This window comes from Mesorhizobium sp. BR1-1-16 (genome assembly GCF_020165495.1).
GTDB lineage: Bacteria > Pseudomonadota > Alphaproteobacteria > Rhizobiales > Kaistiaceae > Kaistia.
The window spans coordinates 387,047-411,587 of sequence record NZ_JAIUIE010000001.1 but is presented as its reverse complement, the minus strand read 5'-3'; the positions used below and the strand labels follow the sequence as shown (position 1 = coordinate 411,587).

Sequence of the window (24,541 nt, the reverse complement as noted above, 5' to 3'; positions counted from 1 at the left end):
GTCTTGCGCTATAAAGATGCAAAATATGCAGCAGTTGACTACAATATGATCAACCATGACTTTTGGTGCTCGGATCAGCAGTCGCTGGATGGTGCTTCTCGTGGCGACGGCGCTGCACCGCCCGCTGCATGGGCGTTTTGACGCGCCCTGCTGCCTCACAATGCGTCATGCCGCTTTTTGGCGCTCAAGAACGGTGCGTATCTACTGCCCCAATCGCGGCCCCCACCCCCGGCAGCGGCGCCGTAGAATGCGGCATGCCTGTCGATTCATCCGCCGGCGAACCGGTCGCGACGCCGTGCCGCGTAGAATGGCATGCAAAATGCTTCATCATGGACGGCGCTAGCGATCCGAGCAGGCCGCGGGCTGGCAGCGAGAGGTTCTGGGGCGCTTTGCGTCATCACCTAACGAGAGACCTAAATGACAAAGTTCAAACTGGAGTACATTTGGCTCGACGGGTACACGCCCGTTCCGAGTCTGCGTGGCAAGACGCAGATCAAGGAGTTCGACGTATTCCCGACCCTTGAAGAGCTTCCGCTTTGGGGCTTCGACGGTTCGTCGACCATGCAGGCCGAGGGCCGCAGCTCGGATTGCGTGCTGAAGCCGGTCGCTGTCTATCCTGATCCTGCCCGCAAGAACGGCGCCCTCGTCATGTGCGAGGTCATGATGCCCGATGGCGTCACGCCGCATTCCTCGAACAAGCGCGCCACGATCCTTGATGATGCCGGCGCCTGGTTCGGCTTCGAGCAGGAATATTTCTTCTACAAGGACGGCCGCCCGCTCGGCTTCCCGGAGAGCGGCTACCCCGCTCCGCAGGGTCCGTATTACACCGGCGTCGGCTTCAAGAATGTCGGCAATGTCGCACGCGAGATCGTCGAGGAGCATCTTGAGCTCTGCCTCGCGGCCGGCATCAACCACGAAGGCATCAACGCGGAAGTCGCGAAGGGCCAGTGGGAATTCCAGATTTTCGGCAAGGGCTCCAAGAAGGCGGCCGACGAAGTCTGGATGGCCCGCTACCTGCTGCTGCGCCTCACCGAAAAGTACGGCGTCGACATCGAGTTCCACTGCAAGCCGCTTGGCGACACGGACTGGAACGGCTCGGGCATGCACGCCAACTTCTCGACCAAATATATGCGTGAAGTCGGCGGCAAGGGTTATTTCGAGCAGCTCATGGCGGCTTTCGAGAAGAACCTGCACGACCACATCGCGGTCTATGGTCCGGACAACGACAAGCGCCTGACTGGCAAGCACGAGACCGCCCCGTGGAACAAGTTCAGCTACGGCGTGGCTGATCGCGGCGCCTCGATCCGCGTCCCGCACTCGTTCATCAAGAACGACTACAAGGGCTATCTCGAAGATCGCCGCCCGAATTCTCAGGGCGACCCCTACCAGATCGCTTCGCAGATCCTGAAGACGATCTCGGAAGTGTCGATCGAGAGCGAGGCGACTGCCGCTGCCTGATCAGACAGGAACGACTGACACGGCGGTGCGGAGCGATCCGCGCCGCCGTTTTTCGTTGCAGTGGAGGTTCAGGTGCCCCCGATCGACCAGCGGACGCCAAAGGCGTCCTTGAGCTGGCCGTAGCGATCACCCCAGAACATCTTTTCCAGCGGCACGACGATTTCGAGGCCCGCTTCAGCGGCGCGGTTCCACCAGACGTCCGGATCGGCCACCTGCAGATGCATCGTGAAAGCCTGCGGCGGCACGGGCGGATAGCCATGCTCCGGATAGAAGTCGCACAGCATGACCGATCCGCCGTGGATCTTAAGGTGGATATGCATGGTGCGTCCCTGATCGTCGACGGGATGGCGCATGAGCTCCTCGGCGCCGAACGCCCGCATATAGAGCTCAGCCGCCTTCACGGCGCCGTCGACGCTCAGATAGGGCACAACGCCGACGATCGTGTTGGATGGGGCCGTCGTCTCGGTCATCTTCTGCTCCTTCATGTCGAGCCAAGCCGCGCTTCGGCCAGCTTCACTGCAAGGACGATCAAACGGGTCGCGAACCGACAGAAGTGCCGTTCAACCGCCGGAGGCCGGTATCGTTGCCGGCGACGCCGCCAGACGGTCGAGATGCATGCGGATATGGGCCGCTTCCGGCGCTGTCCGCGCCAGCGCGATCGCCCGATCATAGGCGTCGCGCGCCTCGTCGACGCGCCCAAGCTGAGTGAGCAGCGCGCCCCGCAGGCCAAAATAATGGAAATAGCCGCCGAGCGGATCAGCCAACGGATCGATCATCGCCAGCGCCGCCTCAGGTCCTGCGACTTTGGAGACGGCGACGGCTCGGTTCAGCGTCACCACCGGCGAGGGCTGGATGTGCTCCAGCGTCGCATAGAGAAGATCGATCTGCGGCCAGTCGGTATCCTCCGGTCGCGCGGCGCGCGCATGCAACGCGGCGATTGCTGCCTGGATGAGATAAGATCCCGGTCGGCGATGGCGCATCGCCTTGTCGATCAGCGCAAGGCCTTCGGCAATCATGGCGCCGTTCCAGCGGCTTCGATCCTGATCGTCGAGCAGGACGACGGCGCCATCCGCATCAAAGCGGGCGGCAAGGCGAGCGTGCTGGAGCAGCATCATCGCCGTCAGGCCCATAATTTCGGGCTCTGCCGGGAAGAGGCGCAGCAACAGCCGCGCCAGCCGGATCGCCTCGTCACAGAGCCTCGCGCGGGCAATATCTCCGGACGCGGCAGAGTAACCCTCGTTGAAGACGAGGTAGATCATGGTCGCGACTGCCGCGAGACGTTCGGCGCGTTCGATCGGGCCTGGCGTCTCGAACGGCACGCCCGCCTTTGCCACCCGGCTCTTGGCGCGGGTGATGCGCTGTTCCATCGCGCTCTCCCCGACCAGGAAGGCCCGTGCGATCTGCGGCACCGTGAGGCCGGAGACGATCCGGAGGGCCAGCGCGACCTGCTGCGTGGCGGCGAGGTCAGGGTGGCAGCAGATGAAGAGCAGCCGCAGGATATCGTCGCGATAATGCGCGTCGTCGAGCCTGTCAGCCAGCGAGCTCTCGGCATCCCCGAGGTCGGACAGCACCGCCTCTTCGGGAAGCTCGGCCTCGCGACTGCGTCGGCGGACGACATCGATGGCGGCGTTGCGGCCAACGAAGATTAGCCAGGCACAGGGATCACGCGGAGGCCCGTTCTGGGGCCAGAGATTCAGCGCCTTGAGGCAAGCCTCCTGGAAAGCCTCCTCGGCGATGTCGAGGTCTCGGAAATAGCGGAGCAGCGCGCTGATCGCCTTGGGGCGCGCCGCCGAAACCGCCGTCTCGATCCAGCCGATATCGGTCACGGTCTCAATGCCCCTGGAAAGAAGTCGCCGACCGGCCGAACCTCATAGGCCCCGCCGGGATTGGCCGCCGCGAGTTCGCGCGTCGTGTCGAGAATGTCCTCGAGCGAGCCGCCCTCGACGAGATAAAAGCCGAGGAGCTGCTCCTTGGTCTCGGCAAAGGGGCCATCGAGAACCAGCGGAGGATCCTGATCCTTGCGCAGCGTCGTCGCGGCCGTCGTCGGTAGCAACCGTGCCACGGGACCGAGCCGGCCCTCGCTGGCCAGCTTCTGCTGGACGATGGCGAGCTTTGCCATGACGGCCGCATCCTCCTCCTTGGTCCAGGAACCAACGACATCTTCGGAATGATAGCAAAGGATGGCGTAGAGCATGGGTGTTCCCTTCCACATCGAAGCTAGGACGATTGGCACGACCGCCGACCGACAGATGATCACAGAATGAGTGACGATTGCCGATGCCAGCGCAACTTGCTGTCGCGATCAAGGGGGGAGTGTCGGACCCGGCACGCCAGATCCTGCCGATCCGATCGTTTTTCTCGATGACGAAGCTGGCGTTCACCGAAGCCTTTCGTGCAATTGCCGAAGGCTTTCGAGACGACCGACACCGCGCGCTGCCCAGCACCAGCCGGCAAAGAACCGGGCTGCAGATGGAAGATGTAATTCCACGAAGGAAGGGGCCGGTGACCGATCAATGGGGGCACCGGTCCACGCTTGGACGGGACGGCCGGCCGGATGAGCCGGCCGTCCGTTGATCTTCCTAGGGACAAACGTCCCAGAAGCCGGTCGTCTTCTGCGGGTTGGTATAATACCAGCAATAGCCGGGCTTCGGCGCAGCGCCCGCTACCGAGACGGCGGCAGCGCCAGCAATGAAGCCAATCGCTGCGCCTGCTGCAACGGCGCCGCCCGGCGCCCAGTAACGGCGCGGATTGACCACCACGACGCCCGGCGGGCGATAGACCGGATGGCGGTAGACCGGCGCCGGCCGATAAGCCGGACGGCGGGTTGCGCCGGCGGCGCATCCATATCGACCGCAGCCGGCTGCCGCGCAGCCCCGCGGGCCGCAGGCGGCGGCGGCACGCGCCTCGGCCGGCGCAGCGGCCAGCAGCGGCAGCGCGACGGTGGCAAGTACACCCAATGTCAGCACCAGAATTCTGAATAGCCTGTGCATCGAAAACTCCCCGAAAATGCGCGAGGAATGTAGCACCGTTGCAAACGCGGCGGGAGCAGCTCGCATACGGGGGTGCTCAATGCCGGCGCGATAGCCTAGACTTGACCGTGACAACAAGCTGGAGTTCGCGTTGAGCCACGATCCGAAAACGACGAAGGCCCCCCCCGCCCATGTCGAGACATCGCTCGACGCCACGCCGGACCGGACCACCATCCCGGTGATTCGCACGATCGCCATGCCGCACGACACCAATCCGGCGGGTGACATTTTCGGCGGCTGGCTGATGTCGCAGATGGATCTCGGCGCCAGCACGATCGCCACACGCCGCGCGCGTGGCCGCACGGTGACGGCAGCCGTCGAAGGCATGTCGTTCCTCAGCCCGGTTCAGGTCGGCGACGAGGTGACGATCTATGGCCGCATTGTCTCGACCGGACGCAGCTCGATGCGGGTTTTCGTCGAGGCCTGGCGACGCAACCGGGAAAGCGACGACATCACCAAGGTGACCCACGCCACTTTCACCTTCGTTGCGATCGACGCGGCCCGTAAGCCACGCCCCTTGCCAAATGCGGACGACGCGGCCGGCTGAGCCGGATCAGTCCCGAAATCGAGCGCTCGCGAGGAGCCCCCGTCAGGGAACCGTAACCTGGCTGACCGCGAAGCCGATGATCGTATCGCCGCTCAGCAGGTAGTTGAGACTCTGAAAGGTCGTTGCGCCGCCCTGCATCGCAGCGCTCTGATTGAGGTAAGCCACCATGTTGTCGCGGGCAGCGACCTGCCCGAAGGCTGCCTGGAGATCCGAAGCGCTCGCGCCGAGGCCGGGCGATTGCATCTTCAATTCGGTGAGGGACGAGGGCGCCGCGTCGCAGCCATCCTTCGGCGGCGCATAATTAGCGGCAACGAGCGTGACCTCCTGCTCGGGCCCGCCGGCGTGGCCGTCGGAGACGAACCAGATCAATTGCTGTGTGCTGCCCGATCCCGCGGCATAGCAGAGCCAGTTCGCGGATGCGGTGCCATCGCCTGCATGCTGCAGCGTGCCGCCAAAGGCGTCGTACAGGTCCCCGAGCTTGGTCTGCCCAAGCACGATCGTTGCCGCTCCCGCCGTAATCGTCGGAGCCGGCATATTCGGTATTTCATGCTGCGTGCCCTCGGCAGCATCGCCCGAGAGCAATGCGGATGGCAGGCCGGTCAGCCGCGAGCCGTCAGCAAGAGCCGGGCCGGCAAGGAACACGAGCAGCAGCGTGAGGGTGGTCAAAGGTCTCATCGTGAAATCCCGAAAGCGCGACGCAGGAGCGCAATTCCAACCTAAGCCAAGCTCAGGAAACAGCCAAGCTCAAGAAGCAGCGCGCTCAGACCGGCTCGACGCCGCCAAACTCGGCCACATGGCGGATTTCGAAGGGCGCGCCGCGCTCGGGCTCCACGAAAACAGCCAGGCGATCGATCACGAACGGCCGCCCCTCGAGACCGGCGAAGTGGCGTCGCAAGGCCGCATCAACCACTTCCATGTCCTCACGCGGAACCCGGCCCGTCAAGGACATGTGGAAGCGAAACGCATCGAAGACATAAGGATAGCCCCAGCGCAGCAGATTGGCCTCTTCATCGAGCGTCAAGCCCGACTTGCGCCGGCGCTCGATATCCGCCTCCGAGAGAGGCGCCCGAAAGGCGTCGAAGTCGCGGACGATCCGGCCCGCCCAGGCATCGAGTGCTGCTACCGGCTCATTCGGCACCAAGGCGAAGAACCGACCAAGGCGGCGAACGACCAATTCCGGAATCGTAATTCGAGCCGAGGCGGCGGCAACGCGGTCAACGGCCGCCAACAACCCCGCCTCGTCGGCCCCCTCAGCCAAAGAGAAGGGCGCCTTGAGCGTGCCGTGAAAACCGTAACGAGCCGGATCAGCGAGATAGGCTTCCAGAGTGCCCGCCGCGAGCCCCTCAACCTCCGGCAGCGGCCCTTCGACGTCTCCGAACGCGTCGCGCCCAAGCCATCGGGTGGCGGCGCGGCAGAGCGGATCATCGGCGGCTGGCGTGGCGTAGAGAGCGTAGCGCAAGGAAGGCCTCGGACGTGAACAGGACGGCGGCGCATGGCCGAATCATCCCATTATCGCCGAAGTCCGGACAAACGCATGACGCACTGTCGCTTTTCATCGTCGCAGCGAACCGGCCGCGCGCCGCCACGTTATAGAAACACTCACGGCGATCGGGCATGATAGCCCTCGCTTGAGGCCCGTTGACGACAGAGACCAGGAACGCCCGCCATGATCCGCTCAGCCACGATGCCCATTGCCGCCGCCTTCGCTTCGGCTCTCGCGCTGATGGCAGCGTCGACCGGTTCGGCGCAAGCGTTCAGCTACTACGACGGGCACACCGCCCCGGTGCCGGACTGGGAGGTGTTCGGTTTCGACCTCACCAGTGTTCCCGGCGATGTCGCGTCACTGATGGCCTTCAAGGCGTCGCTCGACCCGAGACTGCAAGTGGCCATTAACAACCGCTGCAAGCAGGACATCGTTTCGATGCCCTGGCGCTACTCTCCGAAGGTCCGCATGTTCTGCTGGGGACACTAGCCCTACCCTTGGCTGACGCGGTGTCGGTCTAGCATCGCGAACCAGAACGCAACAATCCTGTCGGAACAAACTTGCTCCCTGATCGTTTAGATCCAGTGACGGAACAGTTCACCGTCGATCTAACGAGGTTACGGCGATGTCATCCGCCGAAATCACATTCGCTGCACTCGACTTCATTGCAGTGCGGCATGTTCAGGGAGACGGCCAGTGATTATTTCCAAGTATAGCAAACTTTTGACCGCCGGTGCTATCTTCGCGACTTTGTCCATCGCTCCGGCCTTCGCGCAGGACGCCAACAACCCTGCCGTGCAGACACCGCCAGCAGTGTCAACGCCGACGCCGGCTCAGTCCGACAATGGCCAGTCGGCCGAATCGACGAGCGAAGCCGACAAGCCGGGCGGACCGATCGCCGACCAGGACGTATTTGGTTTCGACATCACGATGGGCACGGCGAATCTGACGCCTGAGCAGCTGACGGCTGCCCAGAATACATGCCGCGACAACGTCACCATCGACCCGGTGCGCTATTCCACGGCGGTCAAGAGCTTCTGCGACCAGCTGAAATAGCGCCTATAGAGGCCTGAAACCCGGCCGCGGCTCGCTATCGGCGAGTTCGCGGCCGATCCATGTCAGGAATTCCCGGCGAGCCGCCGGTTCAGCCATACCGCGCGGCTGGTAGATATGCCGCTCCAGAAAATGACCCGTAAGGCGGAAGGCTTCATCCACAGCGCCGCGTCCGTCATTCGCGCCATGCTGCCCGAGCAAGAGACGCGGCAGAGGCAAGAGGCGATCCTCATAGCCAGCCGCCGCCGATCCGCTGACCGCACGCCCGGTCCGCGGCGAAACGAAGACGAGCCCCTCCGTATCCCCGGTTACGGCACATCGGGAGAGGTCGAGGCCAAAGCCGCTTTCGTTGAGGAGCGCGAGTTCGAAGCGGGCCACGAAACCGGCAATCGCCAACGCGCCTGGCCCCGGCCGTTCTGCGAAGCTGTCGAGCGCGGAATCGACGGCGCCATGAAGTTCCGGATGGCTTTCGCGCTCGGCGAGCAGGCCCAGATGGCCAGCAAGAACCTGCAGCGCAAACAGCGCCAGCGGCCGTTCGATCAATCGTGCCGCCCGCAAGGTCACTGGCTCGATGGTGAATAGCCCCAATTGCTCGTCGAGACGCGCGCGCCAGGTTGCCTCGACCCGGTTGCCCGGCTGAAGCATCGGCGCGAGGCGGCGCGAACGCGCGCCGCGCACCACGCCAAGATGCCGGCCGCGCTTGGCCGTCATCAGCTCCAGAATGGCGCTCGAATCACCAAGTCGTCGCATACCCAGCACGATGGCCTGATCGGTCCACTGCATCAGCGACTCACGGGCAGGCGAGGGAAACGACAAGGCCGGTCGTTCGGAACGCCGGCAGGATCTGTCGTGAAAAACTGGCGACCGGCCGGGTTGAACGAGGCGCGACTGCCCTCCCCGTCCAGCGATCTGCCGGCACGAGCCAGGGTCCGGCTCGATGGCCAAGGCTGTTTCATCTGGACTGAACCTATGCAGCAGCGTCGCAAAGGCACCGGCATGACACTCATCGCAGGTAATCTCGGTCCCGACCGCCTCAGAGTCTCGGCAATGCCGGCACAGCGGCAACCAGGCCAGCACGGCGTCAGGGCGTCTATATGGGCTTCCGGGACTGATTTCGCAGACTGAATTCGCGGCCGTCAAATGGAACAGCGGCCCTCGCGGCCACTTCGATCAGCGCAGACCGCCGATAACAAGAAGCGCTTCTTTTTACAGGAGCAGAGCGACACCGCCACAAACGAAAAGGCCCGGCGGAATGATCCGCCGGGCCTCTTTATCTCCGAGGAGAAGAGCTTACCAGGAGCGCTTCATCCAGAGGTTGACGGTCCAGGCGTCGCCATCGTCGTCATTCTGGACAAGGCCGCGGCCGTCCGAGATATCGACATGCGAGTACTGGCCATCGAGCATCAGGTCGAGACCGGTAACCGGGGTCCAGCCCGTCGAGAACACACCGCGATAAGCATCGACGGTGAAGTTGTCGAAGTAGCCGTCGCCGTCATACGAAGCGTAACCGCCCGAGATCGCCGACCAGACGGTCGGGGTCCAGACATGCTTGTACGAAGCAAGAGCCGACCAGCTGGAACCAGGAGCGGCCGAAGCGATGAACGAGCCATCGTAGCTGCCGGTCAGGTTCGCAACCGACGTACCGCCGGCGATGCCGGTGTACGAGTTGGCGTTGTCGCCATACGAACCGGTGACGAAGAACTTGTCGCCGGGCGAGAAGCTGTCGAGAGCGAACTCGACGCTGCCGCCGATGGCCCAGCCCGTCTTCGCGTTGATGTCGTACGGATCGGCAATGGTGCCCGAGCCGCCGTTGACGTCGATCGCGTTATTGACATACGCCGCAGCGATCTTCGTCGAGAAGATGCCCGAGGCGTAGGTCACAGCACCGACGATGTCGGGGATGTTGTTCTGACCGCCCTGGTAGTAAGCCGTGCCGCCAGACACCGGGTCGCCGGTGTTGCCAGCAGCGCCACGATCGCGCTGATCTTCGACCGAGATCGCCAGACCGAAGCCGTTGACGGCGTAGGTCAGCTGGATGTGATCGGTGGTGGTGTCCGAACCGAACGCGCCGGTGTCGGTGTAGCCACGGCCGAAGTCATACAGCGAGGTGAAGCGACCAGCCTTGATCGGACCAAGCGACAGCCAGCCGCTGTCGATATAAGCCGAATTGGTGGAGGCGTTGACCGTCTGCGTCGCCGACTGCGTGAACGAGCCGGTGTTGCCGGACTGAGCACGATAGTCGATGAAGCCGGTCAGGTTACCGAACTCGGTGACCGACGAAGCCGTCAGCTGAACCGAAGCTTCCGTGTAGAAGTTCGACCACTGGCTGTTCGGGTAGATCGAGTTGTACGTACCGAAGTCGGTGTCGCCAAAGGCGGTACCGAACTTCAAGTAGCCACCGACCTTGATGCAGGTGTCGGTGCCGGGAGAGTAGAAGAAGCCAGCGCCAAAAGCGTCGCAGACCTTCACGTAGTCGACCGGCTCGGCGACCGTGAGATCCGCCGCCTGAGCGCCACCAGCCACGATCATCGCAGCGGCAGAGCCGAGGAGAAGGGTCTTGAAGTTCATATCCTGACCTCCAAAAGGTTAAACCAGGAGACTGTTTCTTTCTTCTCGTCGCCCCCGAGACGATCTATTCGATCATCCCAGTCAGTCGGCTCGCTCGAAGTCCGTCAAATCCCCGTTCAGCTGCATCTGCCCGATTTGTCCCCCACCCCTGGGTGACAGGCAAAGCAACCGGAACCGCTTTCGATTCCGTAAAGTGATCATAGCGAAAGGGGCCGGGGGCGCTATGACGGAAATGCAACACTGCAGGGTATCGTCATGCTTCGACGCTTAAGGCTTCGGTAACATCTATTAACACACTGACAACGAACAGCTTTCGAGCCATGCGCCGGGGCGTCGCCTTGCGCGAAAGCCGAGGTAGACGCATGGTTGCCGCCGAAAAACAGCTCAAGGATTCCAAGCCATGGCCTCTATCGACCGCGACGCGATTCTCGCGCGACTCACAGACGTTCCCGGACCGGACGGGAACGGGAACCTCGTTTCGCTCGGGCTCATCTCCGATATCGTCATCCATGGCGGCAAGGTCATGTTCTCGATCACCGTCGATGCCGCGCGCGCCAACGCGCTTGAGCCGCTCCGCGAGCAGGCGGCAGCTGCAGTGCAGGCGCTGCCGGGCGTCGAGAGCACGCTGGTGATCCTGACCGCCGAGCGTAAAGGCGGCGCGGGCGCGCCGCCACCGCCTCGGCCCGCACGGCCCGCGCCGCCAGCGACCTCGGCCAGTGGCAAGCCCGGCATTCCCGGCGTCGGCGCGATCATCGCCGTCGCCTCCGGCAAGGGCGGCGTCGGCAAGTCGACCACCGCCGTCAACATCGCGCTCGGGCTCGCCGCCAATGGGCTGAAGGTCGGCCTGCTCGACGCCGATATCTATGGTCCCTCGGTGCCGCGCCTTCTCGGCCTTTCCGGCAAGCCCGAAACGCAGGACGGGCGCACGCTGAAGCCGATGGAGGCTTTCGGCATCAAGGCGATGTCGATGGGCTTCCTCGTCGAGGAGGAGACACCGATGATCTGGCGCGGCCCGATGGTGATGTCGGCGCTGACGCAGATGCTGCGCGAAGTCGCCTGGGCGCCGCTCGATGTGCTGGTGGTGGACATGCCGCCAGGCACGGGCGACGCGCAGCTCACCATGGCGCAGCAGGTGCCGCTCGCCGGCGCGGTGATCGTCTCGACCCCGCAAGATCTCGCCCTCATCGATGCGCGCAAGGGCCTCGCAATGTTCCGCAAGGTCGACGTGCCGGTGCTCGGCATCGTCGAGAACATGAGCTATTTCCTCTGCCCGCATTGCGGCGGCCGTTCCGACATCTTCAGCCATGGTGGCGCGCGGCATGAGGCGGAACGACTCGGGGTGCCCTTCCTCGGCGAGGTGCCGCTCGATCTCGTCATCCGCGAGACGTCCGACGCCGGCAGGCCGATTGTCGCCAGCGCGCCGGATGGCCCCCATGCGCGCGTCTATCGCGACATCGCCACGCGAATCGGCGCAGCAATCGCGGGCGGCGCCGGAGCAAGGCCGGCGCCGCGTATCGTCATAGAGTGAGGATCAGCCCTTCGGCGCGAGCGCCGTGCGGTTCTCAAACAGGAAGTCGCGGACGCTCTGCGGCTCCCGTCCCGTCCAATCCTTGACGACCGACGTCGTGATTGCATGGAAGCCTTCGGCGGCCGCGACGTCGAAGGCCACCAGACCTTCGACCAGGCCGGCCGGTAGCCCTGCAGCCGTCAATCCCTGGCGCAGGCCCTCTGCCGGGACCGCGACATGCTTCACCGGTTTGCCCGAAATCTCGCTGGCCAGCGCCGCGATCTCGTCCTGCGTCAGCGGCGCCGGGCCGGTGACGTCGAGCGCGGACTTTCCGGTCGCCTTCGCGAGCACTGCGGTCGCCGTGTGTGCGCAATCTTCCCGCGTGACATAGGAGCGGCCTCCGGTCCCGGTCGCCGTATAGAGCGTCCCGGTCTCGATCGCGTGCGGCAGCGAATAGAGGAGCAGATCGGTATAGAGATGGTCGCGCAGGAACGTGAAGTCCGCGCCGCTGGCGGCAATGGCCTGCTCGGTCCAGTAATGGTCGCCAATCAGGCTCGGCTCGGGAGTCGGATAAGGCGCTGGCGCCGAGAGATAGACGATGTGCTTCACCCCGGCCGCGACCGCCGCCTTCACTGCTGCGCGCTGCTGAGCAATGCGCCTGCCGTCGGCTCCAACGGCATCGGTCGAAATCAGCAGCATGCGGTCGGCGCCTGCGAAGGCCGCGGCCAGCGTCTCTGGCTTGTCGAAGTCGGCGTGGCGGATGTCCGCCCCCTTGGCCGCCAGATCCGCAAGCTTCGCGGGATCGCGCGTCGTGCCGATCACCTTGCCGGCCTTGGCCGCCAATAGCGCCTCGATAACCTGGCGGCCGAGATGGCCGCTCGCGCCCGTGACGAGAAGTGTTGAGTCGCTGGTCATGTCCATTCCTTCGACAGCAGAGGGATGTGCGCGGCAAAGGCCGGCCCAAGTGGTTACGAACCGTAACTAGGCGCTTGACCTGCATCCGTGAAGAACGCATCTCTACGTCGCCAGGGCACACCGGCGGAACCGTGCCGGGCAAAAGCGTGGAGAACAGGACATGGTCGACGCGGCACCAGCTCCGATCGAGGCCGACTGGAGCGAGGCGGACAACTGCGCCGGGGCGCTGGGTGCGCTCGTCGGCGGCTTCGGCGCGTCAGCCCGGTCGGCGGCTGATTGCCCGGTGCGCGACGTCCTCGATCGTCTGGGCGACGCCTGGAGCTTCCTGGTGGTTCTGCGCCTTGCCGACGGACCTGTGCGTTTCAATGAACTGAAGCGGCAGGTCGGCGGCGTTTCACAGCGCATGTTGACCGTGACACTGCGCGGCCTGGAGCGTGACGGGCTCGTCGATCGTACCGTCTTTCCGACCACGCCGCCGCGGGTCGAATACCGGCTGACCGCGCTGGGGAATTCCCTGGTCGAGCCGATGACCGCCCTCACCCGTTGGGCGGCCACAAACCATGACAGCGTCCGCGCGGCCCGCGCGCGGTACGACACGCTGCCGGCCTGAGCCCTCGGCCGACCCAGCCCGGGCGAACGACTGCCCCTGGCGAATTATTTGCCGCACTTGATGTTGTAGGTGCCGGCGACCGCGACGCCCTTGGCGCCCATGCCGCTGCGCTTCAGCCGCATGGTGACGCTCGATCCCTGCACCAGTTCGGCGGCGCCCGCGTTCAGGACGACCTCTCCCTTGGTGCCGACCGTGCTCTTGTACTCGATGATCAGCATCGCGTCGGCCGGAACGCCGCCGACCCCAACCCGCCAGATGTGATTCTCCGGCGTCTCGGCGATCAGCGCCTCGCCCTCGCTCATGCCCTGCGGAACCGAGAGGGTCCATTTGCTCGGCCTGCAAGCCGGATCCTTGGCTGCGGCCGCAGCTGTGCCGCCGGCGAGACAGGCGAAAGAGACGGCGGCGGCGGCAAGGAGAAGCGAGGATCTGAACATGAGGGAATTTCCGTTCCTGGCGAGCCGCCTGTAGCGGCGGCAAAAAATGCGTGTGGCGGAGGATACATCAATGAAGGCGGGCGCCAAGGTCCTGCGCGGCGCTCCAACCGAAGGTGTGATCAGCGGGCAAGAAGGCCCTTCAGCGCGGCATATTGCAGGAGCATGATGGTCTTGGCATCGCAGATGCGGCCATCGAAGCTCATGGCCAAGGCCTCCTCGAAAGGAAGCTCGAGCACTTCGATATCCTCGCCTTCGGAAACATGACCGCCGCCGGCGCCGTGGCGATCGCCCGGGCGGTAGCGGGCGACGAAGAGATGCACCTTTTCGACGATGCTGCCCGGCGACATGAACGCCGCCATCACCAGTTCGGGCTCGTCGATGGCGACGCCCATTTCCTCCTCGGCTTCCTTCTTGATGCAAGTCACCGGATCGTCTGCGTCGAGCAGGCCCGCGCACACCTCGATCAGCGGTTCATGGTGGCCGCGTTTCCAGGCGGGAAAGCGGAATTGCCGAATGAGCAGGACCGTGCCGCGATCCGGATCATAGGCGAGGACACCAGCGCCGTCGCCGCGATCATAGGTTTCGCGGGTCTGACGTTGCCACGATCCGTCCGAGCGCTGATAGTCGAAGACGTTCCGGTCGAGCTTGCCCCAGTTGCGGGAGAGTTCGACCGTCTCGACGAGACGGACGCGGTCGTTCCAATCGGTCATGGGATTCCCTCAGGTCACGCTTCGGCATGCATAGCCGATCGGGAGAGCGAGGAAACGGGGGGCGGCTGATTTCATGCCGCGACAGAGCGCAGCGGCCGGCAGCCCGGGCCGAAAAAAGTTCAGGCAAAATGTCGTCTCGTCCGCACCCCCGATCGTCATCAAGATGGTGCCCCATCGGGGCCGCAACGAACCGCGAAGGGAGAAAGCAATGCGTGTGATGGTCTTTGTGAAGGCGACAGCGGATTCGGAAGCCGGCGTCATGCCGACGACGGAGCTGTTCGAGGCGATGGGCCGTTTCAATGAGGAACTCATCGCGGCCGGCATCATGCTGTCCGGCGACGGGCTGAAGCCATCCTCGAAGGGAAAGCGCGTTGCCTTCGATGGCGCGAGCCGCATGGTCATCGATGGCCCGTTCGCGGAAACGAAAGAGGTCGTCGCCGGCTATTGGCTCTGGCAGGTGAAGGATCTCGACGAGGCGATCGCATGGGTGAAGCGCTGCCCCAATCCGATGCCGGGTCCGAGCGAGATAGAAATCCGTCCGCTCTATGAAATGGAGGATTTCGCCGATGTACTGACGCCCGATCTCACCGCACTTCACGACGGCAATCGCGACAAGATCACGGGCGGCTGAGGCGGCGCGGCAGGGCGTCCGGACCCGCATGACGGACGCCCTGCGCCTTTCGCTCAGACAGACGTCGGACGGCCATGCGTCAGGGCGATCTCGCGCTTCAGCCAATCGCGGAAGCGGCGAACCTTGTTGCTGCGCGATGAAGCAGCCGTGCTGACGAACCAATAGGCGAACCGGCTTTCGACCTCGATATCGAACGGTCGGACGAGGCGGCCGAGCGCCAGCGCATCGGCGACAACCATGTCCCATGCCAGCATGACGCCCTGCCCGGCCATGGCGGCTTCGAGACCGAGGACAGGATCGGAAAAGCGCGGACCGGCGAGTTCCGGCATCGGCGTGCCGGCTGCAGCGAACCACTCACGCCAGTCGACCATCGTCCCTTCGTCGTGGATGACGGGGACCGTGGCGAGATCGGCCGGGGACCTCAGCTTCGCGCGCCATTCCGGCGTCGCAACTGGGAAGAAGGGCTGAGGCAGCAGGCATTCCGCCTTGAGATCCGGCCAGTTGCCCCGACCGAGGCGGACCGCGCAATCGATGTCGCTATGATTGAGGTCGACCAGCGCAACGGTGGCCGAGAAGCGGATTTCGATCTCCGGATTTTCGCGGGAGAACCGCCCGAGCCTCGGCACCAGCCAGCGCGCAGCGAAGGCTGGCGCGGCCGAAAGCGTCAGCGTGCCGCTATGGCTCTGCTCGATGGCCGCGACACCGGCAGCGAGCGCCTGAAAGCCGCGATGCAAATGTGGCAGCGCCACGTCGAGGGCGGGCGTCGGCCGCAATCCGGCGCGATCCCTCTCGAAAAGAACATAACCGAGCCGCTCTTCGGCCCTGCGGATATGTTGACTTACTGCTCCTGGCGTGACCCCGAGCTCGTCCGCCGCAGTCGAAAGCGTGCCGCCGCGTCCGACAATTTCTATTGCCCTAAGGGCGTTGAGCGGCACCTTGAAGGGGTTGGCCATAGAGATTTTCTATAGTGTGACCGAGATCATGTCGATGGGTTCGGCTCCGGTCTATCTCCATATTCGGTGATGTCAGCCACAGGAGAGCAGCCATGTTCCTCGCCAGCCTCTATCGCGCCATCACCGACTGGGCCTCACGCCCGGTGCTCACGCATGACAACGAGAACGCCCTCTGGCGCATGAGCGCCCACGAAATTGCCGATCTGCCGATCGGTCCCGAACCCGAAGACGAAGGCGCCGCCTTTGACGCGGCCAAACAAGACCGCTGCGCCTGACGCGGCGGCACAATAAAGGAGAAGACCATGTCGCTTGACGTCGCCGATCAGAACGCCCGCCATCACGAGGCGGGCGAGCAGCGGCTGCAGGACCACTACAAGTCGCTGGGGCCGCATCTGCGGGCGGCGGTCCTGCATGCCCGCCAGCCGGAACAGCGCGAGCGTCCGGAGCCATGCGGCGGTGATTCCGACATGGATTGATGCGGCGGCGCCGCTGGGCGCCGCGCACTGTCGTGAAGCCACTGCCGGACTTTGCCGGCAATGGCCGTCTTAAGGCTCCTTAGCCCTTGTCGAGCCAGGCGACCTGGTCCGGCGTCAGGCGGATATCGAGCGCCGAGAGGCTATCCTCCAGTTCGGCCGGCGTACGCGGACCGATCAGCGGGACAACCGGGAACGGCTGGGCGAGCACATAGGCGAGCGCGATATGGATCGGGCTGCGGCCGAGCTTGCCTGCGAGTTCGATCGCCCGGTCGCGACGCCCGAAGTTCTTCTCCGAATACCAGCAGCGCACGATCTCCTCGTCGTCCATCTTGCCCCGGCCCGCACGCTCCGTGAAGAAGCCGCGGCCCTGGCTCGACCAGGCGAAGTTCGGGATCTGATGCGCGTTCAGCCAGGACTTCCACTCGTCATCCGAAGCATGGACGCAGCCGGCCCAGATCGGATCGACCATCTCGGCGAGCGAGAAATTGTTGGAGAGCGCGCCGGGCTTGGTCTTGCCGTTCTTCTCGGCATAGGCGATCGCGGCGTCGAGACGTTCGCGCGTCCAGTTGGAGCCGCCGAATGGCCCGCGGATACGGCCGGCCTTCACCTCGGCATCCATCGCATCGACGAATTCGCCAACCGGCACGTCGGGATTGTCGCGATGCATGAAGTAGACGTCGACATGGTCGGTCTTGAGCCGGTCGAGCGTCTGCGTCAGTTGCTTGCTGATGATGTCGGGATAGACGAGCGGCGAATGGGCGCCCTTGCCGATCACGACGAAATCGTCACGTGCGATGCCCCGCGAGGACTGCCACTCACCGAACAGCGCCTCGGTCTTGCCATTGCCATAGACATAGGCTGTGTCGAACAGGTTTCCGCCCGCCTCATAGAAGGCGTCGAGCAGGATCGAGGCGCCCGAGAAGTTCGGGAAGAACTCGAAGCCGAGCGCGACCAGCGAAGTGTCACGGCTGACGCCCGGCAGCGACCGCTTCGGAATACCCGCGCTCGGCCGGCTGATGACGCGGCCGGAAACGGTGCGCGGCCGATTGGCCGGGCGCTCGATGTCATATTCGAGGCCGATGGCGGCGCGCCACTTGTCGAGAACCGCGAGATTGCCGAGCGTGTCGGCCCAGGTCATTCCAGGCGGCGACAGTTCCTGCTTCCCAGCGCGGATCGCCTCGCCGGCGGCATCGACTTCGAAGGAATAGAGCCAGCCCTCTTCCGGCACGGTGACGGTTTCAACCGAGCCGTCCGGACGATGGACCGTGATCGCACCCGTGCCGCCCTCGCGGCCGCCCGCGAACCAGAAATCCTTGACCTCGATCCGGCCCGTGGTTCCGAGGATGCGAAGCACATTGTCCTGCGCCAGTGACACCGAGCATGAAACTTCCGCGAGAATCTCGTTCGGGAATTTCAGCAGCGCCGAAGCCCATTCATCGACGCCGGACTTGCCGAGATGTCCGATGCCGTAAACTTTTTCGGGCTCGAGGAATGGCTGGCCTGCCGCCGCGCCGGCGATCAGTCGGGCCATCGATACCGGATAGCAGCCAACATCGAGGATGCCGCCGCCGGCCAGTTCATTGGCATAGAGGCGATGCGAGGCATCGAAACGCGGCATGGCGAAGCCGAAGCTCGACTTGATCGCACGAACCTCGCCAATCGTCCCGGCCTTGACCAGTTCCACCAGCTTCGCGGTCTGCGGATGGACGCGGTACATGAAGGCTTCGGCAGCAAAGGTGCCGGCCTTCTTCGCCGCGTGGAACACCGCGCCAGCCTCGAACGACGTCAGCGCGAGCGGCTTTTCGACGAGGACATGCTTGCCGGCTTCAGCGGCCTTGATCGCCCATTCGGCGTGGCCTGGATGCGGCGTCGCGATGTAGATCGCCTCGACCTCGGGATCGGCGAGCAGCGCGTCATAGCCATCGAGGATACGCGCGCCGGGGAAACCGTCGCCGAGGCCCGGACGCTCAGGATCGCGGGTTGCGATGGCGACCAGCTTGCCGGTCTTCGAATGGGCAACGCCGCCTGCAAAGGTCTTTGCGATGCTGCCGGGGCCGAGAATGCCCCAGCGGACAGGATTGGAAGTCACTTGGTGGTCCTCTTCAATCGATCGAATCAAGAGCTTGGAATCAGCGCAGCCGCTTGCCGGCGCTATCGAAAAGCAATGCCGCCTCGGAGGGGATGGAGACCGCTATCGTATCACTATCGCCCATGTGGCGTTCTTCCCGCTGGATGATCAGCCGTTCGCCACCGCCATTGGCATAGACATAGGTGGTCGAGCCGAGATGCTCGGCGACATCGACGGCGAGAGTGAGGTCGGTGCCCGCACCTGCCACGCCGAAATGTTCGGGACGAATGCCGAGCGTCACCATCTCGCCTTTTCGCGGCAGCGGACCGCCGATCGGCTTGGTGAGGCGGACGCCGCCATGATTGACCAGCGCGATCGAAGCCGTGCCAGCGCCGGCATCGACGACCTCGCCGGACAGGAAGTTCATCTTCGGCGAGCCGATGAAGCCGGCGACGAACAGGTTGTTGGGGTCGTCATAGAGCTGCAGCGGCGTGCCGACCTGCGAGACCTCGCCCTCGCGCAGCACGACGATCTTGTCGGCCAGCGTCATGGCTTCGACCTGGTCATGCGTGACGTAGATGATGGTCGCCTGCAATTCGCGATGCAGGCGAGCCAGCTCGATGCGCATGTGGACGCGAAGTTCAGCATCGAGGTTGGAAAGCGGCTCGTCGAACAGGAACACGTCCGGATGGCGCACGATGGCGCGGCCAATGGCGACGCGCTGCCTCTGGCCGCCCGAAAGCTGCGCCGGCAGGCGATCGAGGAGCGGCCCGAGTTCCAGGATGCGGGCCGCCTCGTTGACCTGCCGGGCGATCTCGTCCTTGGGCTTTCCCGCGAAACGGAGCGCAAAGCCCATATTGTCCCGCACGCTCATATGCGGATAGAGCGCATAGGACTGGAAGACCATGGCGATGCCGCGCTTCGACGGGTCGACATCGTTCATGCGTTTGCCGCCGATTTCGAGCTCCCCGGCGGTGATCGATTCAAGGCCCGCGATCATGCGCAGCAAGGTGGACTTGCCGCAGCCTGACGGTCCGACGAAGACGACGAATTCGCGTGAATCGACGCTGAGATCGACGCCCTTGATGACGGGAAGCGACCCATAGGACTTGCGGATGCCCTTGAGGCTGAGGCTCGTCATGATGCATTCCTCATTTGACCGCTCCCAGCATTCCCTGCACGAATTGCCGCTGCAGAACGAAGAAGATGACGAGCGTGGGAGCCGTGGCGAGCACGGTGGCGAGCAGGATGACGCCGTAGTCGGGCGTGTAAGCTGCAGTGAGTGTCGAGATCACGAGCGTGATCGTCTTGTTATCCGGCGTCTGCAATACGATCAGCGGCCAGAGATAATTGTTCCAGGCGTTCATGAAGACAATGATCGTCGCCGCCGCATAGGTCGAACGCATGGTCGGCATGTAGACGAAGAGGAAGATCTGCCATTCCTTCAGTCCGTCGACGCGGGCCGCATCGCGCAGTTCCCGCGGGAAAGCCTTCGTGGCCTGGCGGAAATAGAACACGATGAAGATCGATGCGATGCCCGGCAGGATGACGGCCGTGAAGGTGTTGTTCAGCTGAGCGCGCGAGATCATCACGAACAGCGGCACCATCAGCGCGGCGAACGGGATCGAGAGCAGCAATAGCAGCAGCTGGAAGATGCGCTCGCGGATCCGCGAGCGGAACATTTCGAACCCGTAGCCGGCGAGCGACGAAACGATGAGCGTCAGCAACGTCGAGACAACGGCGATGAAAAACGAATTGCCGAACACCCGCGGCAGGTCGACCTGGGTCATGAGGTGCTGGAAATTGACCAGCAGATTGCCGCCGAAGCCCAGCTTGCCGCGAACGATATCCGGCGACTGATTGGTCGCGCCGACCGCCATCCAGTAGAACGGAAACACCGACAGGAAGGTGGCGATCGAGAGAAAGACGTAGACGCCACCCCGGCGCAGGAGCGCGAAGCTCATGACGCCCTCCGTCGATCGCGGGCGATCATGAACTGGATGAAGCTGAGGATCGCGACGATCACGACGATGACCCAGGAGACGGTGGCCGAGTAACCGAAGCTGGGCATCATGCGGAAGGTCAGATTGTAGATATACATCGAGAGCGTCAGCGTGGCATTGCCCGGGCCGCCCTGCGTGATGTTGTTGACCTCGTCGAAGAGCTGCAACGTCCCGATGGTCGACAGGATCGTCGTGAAGAGGATCACCGGCTTCAGCATCGGGATCGTGATGCGCGTGAAGCGGGCCCATGCCGGGACGCCATCGATTCTGGCGGCCTCGTAGATCGACTTGTCCACATTCTGCAATGCGGCCAGATAGAAGATCATGTTGTAGCCGGTCCAGCGCCACGTGATGGCGGTGATGATGACGACCCGCGCCCAGAAGGGGTCCGACAGCCAGGGGATCGGCGTGCCGATCACATGGAGCGTCAGCAAGGTCTGGTTGATAATGCCATCAGCCGAGAACATCGACTTGAACAGGCTCGAATAGGCGATGAGCGACGTGACGCAGGGCAGGAACAGCGCCGTCCTGAACAGGCCCCGGAACCGCAGCGTCGGATCGTTGAGGGCAACTGCAAACAGCAGTGCCAGGACGATCATGATCGGCACCTGGATGAAGAAGAATATGCAGGTGTTGGTGAGCGCCTTGATCAGCAGGGCGTCATTGGCGAGGCGCTGGATATTGGCCAGGCCGCCGAAGGAGAAGTTTGCGCCGCGACCAACCTGGAAGCTCATCCAGAGCGACCAGATGATGGGGTAGATCATGAAGATGCCGAGCAGGACCAGAGCAGGCATGACGAATGCCCAGCCGTTGACTTGCTCGCTACGGTCTAAACGCGTCTGCGCCATGCGCCCTTCCGATCATCGATGCCGCACATCACGGTGTAGCCCCTGAGCCGCACCGGGAAGAACCTGCTGGATCGGGACGGGCCTTCGGCCCGCCCCATGGAAAGGAAACGCGATTATTGCATCTGCTGGCGCAGCTGCGCGTCGATCGCCTTCAGAGCGTCGTCGATATTGCCGCCATTGGCGATGTTCGGGATCTGCGCCCGGACGGCCATGCGAGCCTCAGGCGTGAAGGTGCCGTAGTCGACGGTCGGGACCTTGGCCAGCCAGTCGGAGAAGTTCTGCCAGACCGGCTCGCCGTTGAAGAACGGGTCGCTGGCCTTGTAGGCAGCGCCTTCGCGAGCGGCGAGCAGCGAACCAACGGCGCCCTGGTTGATCAGGATGCCCTGGTAGAAATCGACATCCGAACCCCAGACGGTCTTGAGGAAGTCGACAGCCTCATCCTGATGCTTGGACGAGGCGAGCACATACCAGCTCGAACCGCCATTGCTGGTGAAGTGGGTCGCCCCTTCCACACCCTCGAGGATCGGCATCGGCGCCACGCGCCACTTGCCAGACTGCTCAGGCACCGACTTGATCGTGCCGGTGATCCACACGCCCTGCGGCACCGTGGCGACCTGGCCGGAGGTGAACGAGCCGGTGTAGTCGGTCCAGCCCGAGACGGACTTGATAACGCCAGCCTGCGCCATCTTCTGGAAGGTCTCGAGCGCCGTCTTGAGCGCGGGATTTTCGAGGATGTTCGGCTCTTTGCCGTTCTTGAGATACCACTGGCCGGTCGACTGCATCATCAGAACGATGAGGTCGTCGCCGTTATAGTCCATGCTGATCAGCGGATGGCCGGTCTTGGCCAGCACGTCCTTGCCGATCTCGAGCAGCTTGTCCCAGGAGATGCTCTGCAGATCCTCGGGCTTGTAGCCGGCCTGCTCCAGATAGTCGGTGCGGTAGAAGAGGCCCGCGACACCGGAGTCAAAGGGCAGCGAGTAGGACTTGCCGTCATAGGTCGCCGCGGCGACCTTGTAGTCGGCGAACTTCTTCATGTCGATGGAATCGGACAGCGGCACGAAAGAGCCGGGGAACGACTGCAGGAAGCGCTGGATGTTGTCGTCCTGAATCAGGACGATGTCGGGCAGGCCATCGGTGACGCCCGCAAGGAACTGCGTCTGCAGCTTCTGGTTGATTTCATCCTGGGTGATGTTGGCGACGTTGAAGGTCGTGTCGGGATGCGCTTTCGTATAGCGCTCGCTCGCGTCCTTCATGGCCGGAATGTTGAAATTCGGATCCCAGCACCAGACGGTGAGCTCGGATGCCGAGGCAGCGCCGACGAAGGCACTGCTCGCCAGCATCGCGGCACCGACCAGAGCGGCCGCAAGGCGACCACCCGCCCGCGCGCCAAATCCCAATTGCGTCATCTTTCTCATCAGACCCTCCCGTTATGTCCGGATCCCGCCCGACGCACCGAGCAGAATGGCCATTCGCCATCTCCTCCCGCGCGACACGCCGAGCGCGTTCATCCGCCTCAATTCCGGGATCATTAGGAGTGTCGGGGCGCATATTGTCAAGCTGTCGCACCCTTTTAGGCAGCACCTTTCTCACACTCCTGAAGTAAATAGAGCCTGATCAACATATGCCATCAACGATGCAGCAAAGCACAACATATTGATATGCTGCGCTGCACGTTGATCACCAGCCTTTGTGGTCAAACTTACTATTCCGGATTTTCAGCCAACGATTCCGGAACCGTTTCAGCCAGCCTTGGACCGCAAACAGCGATCGGGTGGGCTCAACCCGCTCATCGCAATTGACCGGCCAGCCCTATTGCGGCCAGTGGCCGTGGAACAGAAACTCGGCAACCTTGCGCCGATGGCGAGGCTCCATCTCGCGTGCGGCCCCCTCGCCAAGCAGCGCCGGATCGCCCGCGTAACCAATGGCGAGGCCGGCCACGGGCTCGAAATCGCTTGGGATACCTGCGGCCGCGATGACCTTTTCGCTGTCGAAGCCGCCAAATGGATGCACGGCAAATCCGTTCGCGGTCGCCTGCAGCAGGAGATATCCGAGCGCCATGCCCGTGTCGTGTCGGTTATGCCAGAGCGCGCGGCCGCTGTCGGAATGAAGCCGGGCAACCGAATAGGCAAGCACCGAGGCTCGCTTGACCCAGGCCTGATTGCCGGGGACCGCCGCGGCAAGCAGCGCGTCGAAGGCCGGCTCGCCGCGGAAGGCATAAACAAAGCGCCAGGGTTGGGAGTTGCTGGACGACGGCGCCCAGCGTGCCGCCTCGAACAGCGGGACGAGATCGGCCTCTGTCATCTTCCGCTCAGGATCGAACGCGCGCGGGCTCCAGCGCTCCACGATGACGTCAAGGATGGGTATGTCGGTCTCGGCTGGCTTCCGCATCGGGGGTTCCTGCTTTAGGGGACGCCGGCTGCATCCGGCCGAACGGAGACTAGGGCGACCGCCGCCCGCTTGCCAGCCATGGTCAGGAGCGACAGGCGCAAAGCGCCGCCAGCCCTCATAGGGCGTTGCAGCAGCGGATTAGTCCGCTATTGAGTTGCCTGCACGGACGGCCGTCGCAATCGGCAATCAACCGATATCGGGGAGGAAGACCATGAAGACGGTGCTCGCCTTTGGCGACTCCAATACCTTCGGCGAGGCGACGGTTTCACGGCCGGACAGCCGCTATGCCTTCGAAGAGCGCTGGCCTGGAATCATGCAGGCAACGCTGGGCAGCAGCTGGCGCGTCATCGAGGAAGGGCTGCCAGGTCGCACCACCGTTCATGACGACCCGATCGAGGGGGCCCATATGAACGGGAAAGCCTATCTGCTGGCTTGCCTCAGGAGCCACCGGCCGCTCGACGTCGTCGCGATCATGCTCGGCAGCAATGATTTGAAGGCGCGGTTCGCGTTGCCCGCAGCCGACATTGCAGCGGGCGCTGGCGAATTGATCAAGCTCGCGAAGCTCGCCGAAGCTGGACGCGATGGCGGCGTGCCGAAGATTCTCCTCATCGCGCCACCACCGATGCTCAACCATTGCGGTGAAGCAGTGCATATCGAGCGCATGTTCGTCGGCGGCTATGAAAAATCGCTGCAGCTCGGCGCGCTCTACGCAGCTGTCGCGGCCACCCACGGCGTCGCGTTTCTCGATGCCGGCACCGTCATCAAATCGAGCGCCTATGACGGGCTGCATTTCGATCCGGATGCGCATGACGCCTTGGGGAAGGCTGTAGCGGCCACGGTTGCGACGCTCGCCTGAGGCC

The 24,541-nt window shown here is 63.8% G+C and carries 29 protein-coding genes; 11 read left to right on the top strand and 18 right to left on the bottom strand.

Annotated features, from left to right (window positions below; all coding sequences use genetic code 11):
• The first annotated feature begins 417 nt into the window (after nucleotides 1-417).
• Entirely contained in the window at nucleotides 418-1,458 is a 1,041-nt protein-coding gene (locus tag LB518_RS02055) for a glutamine synthetase beta-grasp domain-containing protein (protein WP_224572460.1), read from the top strand.
• Between the two features lie 68 nt (nucleotides 1,459-1,526).
• Here LB518_RS02055 and LB518_RS02050 read toward each other — a convergent pair whose 3' ends face one another.
• From LB518_RS02050 to LB518_RS02040, 3 genes are all read right to left on the bottom strand, one after another.
• A complete protein-coding gene (locus LB518_RS02050) occupies nucleotides 1,527-1,928 on the bottom strand; it encodes a VOC family protein (protein WP_224572458.1) in 402 nt (133 codons plus the stop codon).
• Nucleotides 1,929-2,018: 90 nt separating this feature from the next.
• A complete protein-coding gene (locus LB518_RS02045) occupies nucleotides 2,019-3,284 on the bottom strand; it encodes an RNA polymerase sigma factor (protein WP_224572456.1) in 1,266 nt (421 codons plus the stop codon).
• Nucleotides 3,281-3,652, bottom strand: coding sequence for a YciI family protein (locus LB518_RS02040; protein ID WP_224572454.1), 372 nt, complete (start codon nucleotides 3,650-3,652; stop codon nucleotides 3,281-3,283). Before LB518_RS02040 ends, LB518_RS02045 begins: the two co-directional genes overlap by 4 nt.
• 83 nt (nucleotides 3,653-3,735) lie before the next feature.
• Here LB518_RS02040 and LB518_RS02035 point away from each other — a divergent pair, with 83 nt between their 5' ends.
• Nucleotides 3,736-4,032, top strand: coding sequence for a hypothetical protein (locus LB518_RS02035; protein WP_224572452.1), 297 nt, complete (start codon nucleotides 3,736-3,738; stop codon nucleotides 4,030-4,032).
• A gap of 5 nt (nucleotides 4,033-4,037) precedes the next feature.
• Here LB518_RS02035 and LB518_RS02030 read toward each other — a convergent pair whose 3' ends face one another.
• The gene (locus tag LB518_RS02030; protein WP_224572451.1) at nucleotides 4,038-4,448 is read right to left on the bottom strand and encodes a hypothetical protein; all 411 of its coding nucleotides are present in this window, start codon (nucleotides 4,446-4,448) and stop codon (nucleotides 4,038-4,040) included.
• A 235-nt stretch (nucleotides 4,449-4,683) separates the two neighbouring features.
• On the opposite strand from LB518_RS02030, the gene LB518_RS02025 reads away from it, so the two are divergent.
• On the top strand, nucleotides 4,684-5,034 hold the full coding sequence (locus LB518_RS02025; RefSeq protein ID WP_224574250.1) for an acyl-CoA thioesterase: 351 nt from the start codon (nucleotides 4,684-4,686) through the stop codon (nucleotides 5,032-5,034).
• Between the two features lie 42 nt (nucleotides 5,035-5,076).
• Here the strand turns inward: LB518_RS02025 and LB518_RS02020 are convergent, their stop codons facing one another.
• Together LB518_RS02020 and LB518_RS02015 are read right to left on the bottom strand one after the other, a co-directional pair.
• Entirely contained in the window at nucleotides 5,077-5,709 is a 633-nt protein-coding gene (locus LB518_RS02020) for a hypothetical protein (RefSeq protein ID WP_224572449.1), read from the bottom strand.
• 85 nt (nucleotides 5,710-5,794) lie between these two features.
• Nucleotides 5,795-6,493, bottom strand: a complete 699-nt coding sequence (locus LB518_RS02015) for a DUF1045 domain-containing protein (RefSeq protein ID WP_224572447.1) — start codon at nucleotides 6,491-6,493, stop codon at nucleotides 5,795-5,797.
• Nucleotides 6,494-6,700: 207 nt separating this feature from the next.
• Here LB518_RS02015 and LB518_RS02010 point away from each other — a divergent pair, with 207 nt between their 5' ends.
• Together LB518_RS02010 and LB518_RS02005 are read left to right on the top strand one after the other, a co-directional pair.
• Nucleotides 6,701-7,006, top strand: a complete 306-nt coding sequence (locus tag LB518_RS02010; RefSeq protein WP_224572445.1) for a hypothetical protein — start codon at nucleotides 6,701-6,703, stop codon at nucleotides 7,004-7,006.
• A gap of 207 nt (nucleotides 7,007-7,213) precedes the next feature.
• Nucleotides 7,214-7,573: a hypothetical protein gene (locus tag LB518_RS02005; protein WP_224572443.1), complete on the top strand. Its 360-nt coding sequence runs from the start codon at nucleotides 7,214-7,216 to the stop codon at nucleotides 7,571-7,573.
• 3 nt (nucleotides 7,574-7,576) lie between these two features.
• On the opposite strand, the gene recO is transcribed toward LB518_RS02005, so the two are convergent.
• Both recO and LB518_RS01995 read right to left on the bottom strand, forming a co-directional pair.
• On the bottom strand, nucleotides 7,577-8,353 hold the full coding sequence (gene recO / locus LB518_RS02000) for a DNA repair protein RecO (protein ID WP_224572432.1): 777 nt from the start codon (nucleotides 8,351-8,353) through the stop codon (nucleotides 7,577-7,579).
• A gap of 507 nt (nucleotides 8,354-8,860) precedes the next feature.
• Nucleotides 8,861-10,138, bottom strand: coding sequence for a porin (locus LB518_RS01995; protein ID WP_224572430.1), 1,278 nt, complete (start codon nucleotides 10,136-10,138; stop codon nucleotides 8,861-8,863).
• A gap of 400 nt (nucleotides 10,139-10,538) precedes the next feature.
• Between LB518_RS01995 and LB518_RS01990 the strand changes: the two genes are divergently transcribed.
• Nucleotides 10,539-11,666, top strand: a complete 1,128-nt coding sequence (locus LB518_RS01990) for an Mrp/NBP35 family ATP-binding protein (protein ID WP_224572428.1) — start codon at nucleotides 10,539-10,541, stop codon at nucleotides 11,664-11,666.
• Between the two features lie 3 nt (nucleotides 11,667-11,669).
• Here LB518_RS01990 and LB518_RS01985 read toward each other — a convergent pair whose 3' ends face one another.
• A complete protein-coding gene (locus tag LB518_RS01985) occupies nucleotides 11,670-12,560 on the bottom strand; it encodes an NAD(P)H-binding protein (RefSeq protein WP_224572426.1) in 891 nt (296 codons plus the stop codon).
• Nucleotides 12,561-12,720: 160 nt separating this feature from the next.
• On the opposite strand from LB518_RS01985, the gene LB518_RS01980 reads away from it, so the two are divergent.
• Nucleotides 12,721-13,170: a winged helix-turn-helix transcriptional regulator gene (locus LB518_RS01980; RefSeq protein WP_224572424.1), complete on the top strand. Its 450-nt coding sequence runs from the start codon at nucleotides 12,721-12,723 to the stop codon at nucleotides 13,168-13,170.
• Between the two features lie 44 nt (nucleotides 13,171-13,214).
• Here LB518_RS01980 and LB518_RS01975 read toward each other — a convergent pair whose 3' ends face one another.
• Nucleotides 13,215-13,604, bottom strand: a complete 390-nt coding sequence (locus LB518_RS01975; RefSeq protein ID WP_224572422.1) for a hypothetical protein — start codon at nucleotides 13,602-13,604, stop codon at nucleotides 13,215-13,217.
• 119 nt (nucleotides 13,605-13,723) lie between these two features.
• Nucleotides 13,724-14,314, bottom strand: a complete 591-nt coding sequence (locus LB518_RS01970; RefSeq protein WP_224572421.1) for an NUDIX domain-containing protein — start codon at nucleotides 14,312-14,314, stop codon at nucleotides 13,724-13,726.
• A 208-nt stretch (nucleotides 14,315-14,522) separates the two neighbouring features.
• Between LB518_RS01970 and LB518_RS01965 the strand changes: the two genes are divergently transcribed.
• A complete protein-coding gene (locus LB518_RS01965; RefSeq protein ID WP_224572419.1) occupies nucleotides 14,523-14,945 on the top strand; it encodes a YciI family protein in 423 nt (140 codons plus the stop codon).
• A gap of 53 nt (nucleotides 14,946-14,998) precedes the next feature.
• Here LB518_RS01965 and LB518_RS01960 read toward each other — a convergent pair whose 3' ends face one another.
• Entirely contained in the window at nucleotides 14,999-15,898 is a 900-nt protein-coding gene (locus LB518_RS01960; protein WP_224572417.1) for a LysR substrate-binding domain-containing protein, read from the bottom strand.
• Between the two features lie 92 nt (nucleotides 15,899-15,990).
• Here LB518_RS01960 and LB518_RS01955 point away from each other — a divergent pair, with 92 nt between their 5' ends.
• Entirely contained in the window at nucleotides 15,991-16,173 is a 183-nt protein-coding gene (locus LB518_RS01955) for a hypothetical protein (protein WP_224572415.1), read from the top strand.
• 27 nt (nucleotides 16,174-16,200) lie between these two features.
• Complete coding sequence (locus tag LB518_RS01950; RefSeq protein ID WP_224572413.1) at nucleotides 16,201-16,374, top strand: hypothetical protein; 174 nt, start codon at nucleotides 16,201-16,203, stop codon at nucleotides 16,372-16,374.
• A 79-nt stretch (nucleotides 16,375-16,453) separates the two neighbouring features.
• Here LB518_RS01950 and LB518_RS01945 read toward each other — a convergent pair whose 3' ends face one another.
• The 6 genes from LB518_RS01945 to LB518_RS01920 form a co-directional block, all read right to left on the bottom strand.
• Entirely contained in the window at nucleotides 16,454-18,463 is a 2,010-nt protein-coding gene (locus LB518_RS01945) for an aldo/keto reductase (RefSeq protein ID WP_224572411.1), read from the bottom strand.
• 40 nt (nucleotides 18,464-18,503) lie between these two features.
• Complete coding sequence (locus tag LB518_RS01940) at nucleotides 18,504-19,583, bottom strand: ABC transporter ATP-binding protein (protein ID WP_224572409.1); 1,080 nt, start codon at nucleotides 19,581-19,583, stop codon at nucleotides 18,504-18,506.
• A gap of 10 nt (nucleotides 19,584-19,593) precedes the next feature.
• Nucleotides 19,594-20,406, bottom strand: a complete 813-nt coding sequence (locus tag LB518_RS01935; protein WP_224572407.1) for a carbohydrate ABC transporter permease — start codon at nucleotides 20,404-20,406, stop codon at nucleotides 19,594-19,596.
• The gene (locus LB518_RS01930) at nucleotides 20,403-21,293 is read right to left on the bottom strand and encodes a carbohydrate ABC transporter permease (protein ID WP_224572405.1); all 891 of its coding nucleotides are present in this window, start codon (nucleotides 21,291-21,293) and stop codon (nucleotides 20,403-20,405) included. The genes LB518_RS01935 and LB518_RS01930 overlap by 4 nt, the downstream gene beginning before the upstream one ends.
• 113 nt (nucleotides 21,294-21,406) lie before the next feature.
• Nucleotides 21,407-22,699: an ABC transporter substrate-binding protein gene (locus LB518_RS01925; protein ID WP_502845785.1), complete on the bottom strand. Its 1,293-nt coding sequence runs from the start codon at nucleotides 22,697-22,699 to the stop codon at nucleotides 21,407-21,409.
• Between the two features lie 403 nt (nucleotides 22,700-23,102).
• Nucleotides 23,103-23,681 (bottom strand): nitroreductase family protein, encoded by a 579-nt coding sequence (locus LB518_RS01920; protein ID WP_224572401.1) that lies wholly within the window; start codon nucleotides 23,679-23,681, stop codon nucleotides 23,103-23,105.
• Nucleotides 23,682-23,892: 211 nt separating this feature from the next.
• On the opposite strand from LB518_RS01920, the gene LB518_RS01915 reads away from it, so the two are divergent.
• Entirely contained in the window at nucleotides 23,893-24,537 is a 645-nt protein-coding gene (locus LB518_RS01915; protein ID WP_224572399.1) for an SGNH/GDSL hydrolase family protein, read from the top strand.
• Nucleotides 24,538-24,541: the final 4 nt, after the last annotated feature.